Source organism: uncultured Campylobacter sp. (assembly GCF_938030685.1).
GTDB lineage: Bacteria > Campylobacterota > Campylobacteria > Campylobacterales > Campylobacteraceae > Campylobacter_B.
Map to the genome: position 1 here is coordinate 1 of NZ_CALHHX010000132.1, position 4344 is coordinate 4344.

Here is a 4344-nt window from a genome sequence, read left to right on the forward strand (position 1 = left end):
AAATTTGCGCCAGCACGCGCCAGAAGCGATTTTGCGGATTTGCGTAGTAAAAGCCCAGCTCGCGAGAGGGGGCGGATGGGAAGGAGCCGAGGATTAAAATTTTAGAATTCTCATCGAAAATCGGCTTAAAAGGGTGGGTTTGGCTCATTTTACGCCTGCTTTGTATTCGCTGAAAATGCCCGTCGGAGCGTCATAAAATTTATCTTTCATTTTTGCTTTATCTCCCGCAAATACCCGAATTTTGCTCGCGAAGCAGCTTGGGCTGAAGTTACGCGGTAGAAAAAATTTTAGCGCATTTGCTTGCTCTGATACGGCACGCGGTAAAAATTCTAATGAACCTATCGCGGCGCGCGGTTTGGGTCTAAATTTCAACTTTTTAAACCTCGAAGCAGAGCCTTTGCGGCTAAATTTAACGTCTCGCAGCGGCAAAATTTCAACCCTCGCGGCAGTTAAAATTCCATCTGCCGCCGCAATCGCCTCCGAACCGCTGCGCGCTAAATTTTAGGTACCGAGATTACGCGTACGAGCTCGCCTTTTTTGAGCTCTTTGACCTCGAGCGGCGCGACTAGCAGGACGCTATCGTCGTCTAAATTGTTCAAAATCGCGCTGGAGCCCTGCTTTTTGCTTTGCAGGCTAACAAAAAGTCGCCCTTCTCTGTTTTGCAAGACGGCGGGCATAAACTCCAGCCACGGCGTCTTTTTTACGTAGTCGTGATCTAAGATCGCGCTAAATTCCGTGTTTTCGTGCACGCCGAAGGATTTTTGCAAAAATACGCGCAGGAATAAAATGCACGTAATGAGCGCCGAGAGCGGGAAGCCCGGGAATGCGAAGATATATTTTTCGCCGGTTTTAGCTACGCGCACATGGCGGCCCGGTTTGATCGCCGCACCCTTTACGATTAGCTCAAATTTTGATTGCAGCGTGCTTTGCACGAAGTCGTAGTCTCCGACGCTCACTCCGCCGCTGGTTAGAAGTATGTCGGCGCTCTGTAAAGCCGATAAGATCGCGCCTTCCAGCTCTTTTTCGTCATCGCGTACTAGAGGCATTATCATCGCTTCGCAGCCTAGCTGCGTTACTAAATTTGCAAGCGCGATGTGGTTGGAGCTGTAAATTTGAGCGTCGTTTTCGAGTTTTTCGCCCAGATCCTTGATCTCGCTGCCGGTGGCTAGGATCGCTACTTTTGGGCGGATGAATACGCTTATGTGAAATAGCCCTAGCTCGGCTAGTAGCGCGATCTGCGAAAAGCCAAGCTTCGTGCCACTTCTAAGCAAAAGCTCGCCCTCGCGGTAGCTCTCGCCCGCCGCGCGCACGGCAAAGCCTGCGGAAACGGGCTTTGTGACGATAATACCGCCTGCTTGTACCTGCACGTTTTCGATCGGCAGAAGCGTGTCGCTACCCTCGCACATGAGCCCACCGGTGAAGGTTTTGACGCACTCACCCGCCTTTGCCACGGCGCTAGGCATCTTGCCTGCAGGCGTCGTGCCGACGATCTTAAATTTAGCCCCCTCGCTTAGATCCGCGCCCTTTAGCGCGTAGCCATCCATTGCGGCGGTCGGGCGGCGCGGAGTGCTAAAGGGCGCCGCGACATCGCCTGCCAAAATACGCCCCAGCGCCTGCGTGATCGCGACTTTTTCGATGCGCGAGGACTTTTGCACCGTGTTTGCGAAGCGCTCCATCGCGCTTTCAAATTTTTCAAATTCCATCATTTGCCTCCTACGATTTTATAAATTTGATCTTCATTTATCAATTTCGAGTTAAATTTCACAACGAGTTCGCCATCGGTCTCGTAAATTTCAATAATGCCCTTGACACCCTGTAGTGCGGAAAAATCGCCGCCTTTAGGAAAGTATAAATTCTTAAAAAGTTTTGGATCGCTCAGCCTAGAAAGTAGCACAAGCCAGATCACACCCAAAACCGCGACGCCAATGCCTAGCGCTTCGATGCCAATTTTGCCAAAAAGTGCACCGCCACATAGCCCACCCAAAAAACTGCCAAAAAATCCGAACGAATTAAAAATCCCAAGTGCGGCGCCTTTTTGAGCGACTTTGGCAAATTTGGACGCAAGGCTTTGCATAATGGGCTCATGCGCGTTAAATCCCACGAAAAAGAGCATTACGCCCACTACGAAAGCGCTCGCTCCGCTAGCAAACGCAAAAATCAAATACGAAGCGATGAAAAAGCAAATACCAATAAGTAGAATTTGCTTAGCTAGTGCGCGCTTTTCGCCTAAAGCGCCGCTCGCGCCCATCGCAGTAAAGCCGAATATCGCGCCTAGAGCATAAATTTTGGTCAAATCACTTTTGGAAAGTCCGAATTTTTGCACGAGCAAAATTGGAATTAGAAAAAACGCTGCCGTCATGAAAGCTTTTTGAAAAAAATTCGTTAAATTCATAAGCATTAAATTTTTGTCACTCAAAAGTGAGCCGAGCGGGACCTTTTGGCGCAGGGAGCGGATATGCGGTTCGGTAGGTACTACGAAAAAAAGCAGCATCAAACATAAAAGCGTAAGCGCCGAACTTAGATGAAATAGGCTGGCAAGCCCAAATTTAGCGCTTAAAAGCGGGCTTAAAATCATTGCGACACCAAAGCTCACGCCTATCATCGCGCCCATTACCGCCATCGCCTTACCGCGCTCTTCCTCTCGCGTAAAATCGCTAATTAGTGCGGTAGCTACGGCTCCTACAGCACCGCAGCCTTGCAAAAAGCGCCCAAAAATCATCGTATAAATACTCTCGCTCGCCGCGCAAACGCAAGCGCCCACGATAAAAAGCGCTAGCCCTATCGCAAGAGTTTTTTTACGTCCGATCTTATCGCTTAACACTCCAAATGGCGTTTGCAAAATCACTTGCATAATCGCATAAATTCCAAAAAGTAGCCCCACTAGGCTTTCGTTTGCGCCGTGCAAGCTCAATGCATACAGGCTAAGCACGGGCAGCAAAATAAATAATCCGAAAAACCTCGTAGCGATGATAAAACTAAGCGGAAGGACGCTTTTTAGCATAATCTTAGACCTCAAATAATATGAAATTTGCGCCGATTATAGCCAAAAATCGTAACGAATTCTTTGATTTTGGGTAAAATGGCGGCTTAAATTTAAGGAGCGAGGATGAAAATTTTACTTGCGACGAGCAACAAAAATAAAGTAAAAGAGATAAAAGAATTTTTCACGGGATACGATGTGTACGCGCTCGGCGAGGTGCTGGATCCTTTTGAGATCGACGAATGCGGCACTAGCTTCAAACAAAACGCGCTGATTAAAGCCCGCGCCGTGTATGAAGCGCTAAAAAGTAAAAATTTGCAGAGCGAATTTTTCGTGCTAAGCGATGATAGCGGTATCTGCGTGGATGCGCTGGGCGGGGCTCCGGGGATATTTTCGGCGCGCTTTAGCGGAGCGGGTGCAACGGATGCGAGCAATCGCGAGAAATTAGCAAGGAAGCTGAGGGCTTTAAGCTTAGATTCGTCGCCCGCGCATTACACGGCGGCGATCGCGCTAAAATGCGATCTGGGCGAGTTTTGCACGCACGGCTTCATGCACGGCGCGGCGATAACGCAGCAGCGCGGGCAAAACGGATTCGGATACGATTTTATGTTTATTCCGCGTGGGTTTGATCGCACGATCGGAGAGTTGCCCGCTGCGGTTAAATTTAAAATTTCGCACCGCACAAAGGGGCTAGCGCTGATGCAAATTTTATTGAAAAATTTAGAAAAACAGATAGGGCTTGCTAAATTTCATTAAATTTAAAGCCACAAAAAGCGGAATTTAAGAAAAAATATATATAATACGCTTTTCATTCAATCCACGAAAATCTACGGAGCGTAGCGCAGGCTGGTAGCGCATCTGGTTTGGGACCAGAGGGTCGAAGGTTCGAATCCTTTCGCTCCGACCATTGTGGTGAGTTTAGCTCAGTAGGTTAGAGCATCAGATTGTGGTCCTGAGGGTCGTGGGTTCGATTCCCACAACTCACCCCACTTTATGCGCTCGTAGCTCAATTGGATAGAGCAACAGACTTCGGATCTGTAGGTTGAAGGTTCGACTCCTTTCGAGCGTACCACTGATTTGATATTTTGCGCTCATAGCTCAGTTGGATAGAGCAACGGCCTTCTAAGCCGTAGGCCAGAGGTTCGAATCCTCTTGGGCGTACCATATTAAGCTCATATTAAGAGCTTTTTGGCTAATATGCGCTTTCTTTTTTGCGGATGTGGTGAAATTGGCAGACACACCAGACTTAGGATCTGGCGCCTCACGGCATGAAGGTTCAAGTCCTTTCATCCGCACCATCCATTCTACGCGTTCCGGATTAGCTCAGCGGTAGAGTAGGCGGCTGTTAACCGCTTGGTCGCTGG

At 48.7% G+C, this 4344-nt stretch carries 4 protein-coding genes and 5 tRNA genes; 6 read left to right on the forward strand and 3 right to left on the reverse strand.

Features of this window, described 5'->3' with window-relative positions:
• The 3 genes from Q0369_RS06220 to Q0369_RS06230 form a co-directional block, all read right to left on the reverse strand.
• Nucleotides 1-148: uracil-DNA glycosylase family protein (locus tag Q0369_RS06220; protein ID WP_367178981.1), on the reverse strand; the 148-nt coding region annotated here is incomplete at its 3' end.
• A 346-nt stretch (nt 149-494) separates the two neighbouring features.
• Complete coding sequence (locus Q0369_RS06225; RefSeq protein ID WP_298097450.1) at nt 495-1706, reverse strand: molybdopterin molybdotransferase MoeA; 1212 nt, start codon at nt 1704-1706, stop codon at nt 495-497.
• Nucleotides 1703-3001 carry an MFS transporter gene (locus tag Q0369_RS06230; protein WP_298097453.1) on the reverse strand — a complete coding sequence of 433 codons (1299 nt, stop codon included), beginning with the start codon at nt 2999-3001 and terminating at the stop codon, nt 1703-1705. The genes Q0369_RS06225 and Q0369_RS06230 overlap by 4 nt, the downstream gene beginning before the upstream one ends.
• Nucleotides 3002-3106: 105 nt before the next feature.
• Here Q0369_RS06230 and Q0369_RS06235 point away from each other — a divergent pair, with 105 nt between their 5' ends.
• The 6 genes from Q0369_RS06235 to Q0369_RS06260 all read left to right on the forward strand — a co-directional run bounded on the left by Q0369_RS06235 (nt 3107) and on the right by Q0369_RS06260 (nt 4278).
• Nucleotides 3107-3736 (forward strand): non-canonical purine NTP pyrophosphatase, encoded by a 630-nt coding sequence (locus tag Q0369_RS06235; RefSeq protein WP_298097456.1) that lies wholly within the window; start codon nt 3107-3109, stop codon nt 3734-3736.
• A 74-nt stretch (nt 3737-3810) separates the two neighbouring features.
• Nucleotides 3811-3887: transfer RNA gene (locus Q0369_RS06240), tRNA-Pro, on the forward strand.
• A 5-nt stretch (nt 3888-3892) separates the two neighbouring features.
• Nucleotides 3893-3969, forward strand: a tRNA-His gene (locus tag Q0369_RS06245).
• A 6-nt stretch (nt 3970-3975) separates the two neighbouring features.
• Nucleotides 3976-4052 (forward strand) — tRNA-Arg (locus Q0369_RS06250).
• Between the two features lie 15 nt (nt 4053-4067).
• Nucleotides 4068-4144, forward strand: a tRNA-Arg gene (locus tag Q0369_RS06255).
• 49 nt (nt 4145-4193) lie between these two features.
• Nucleotides 4194-4278 (forward strand) — tRNA-Leu (locus Q0369_RS06260).
• Nucleotides 4279-4344 lie beyond the last annotated feature (66 nt).

What these genes read in the sequence shown, in the direction of transcription:
- Q0369_RS06235 (WP_298097456.1), top strand. Translation starts at nt 3,107, where the DNA reads ATGAAAATTTTACTTGCGACGAGCAACAAAAATAAAGTAAAAGAGATA.
- Q0369_RS06230 (WP_298097453.1), bottom strand. Translation starts at nt 3,001, where the DNA reads ATGCTAAAAAGCGTCCTTCCGCTTAGTTTTATCATCGCTACGAGGTTT.
- Q0369_RS06225 (WP_298097450.1), bottom strand. Translation starts at nt 1,706, where the DNA reads ATGATGGAATTTGAAAAATTTGAAAGCGCGATGGAGCGCTTCGCAAAC.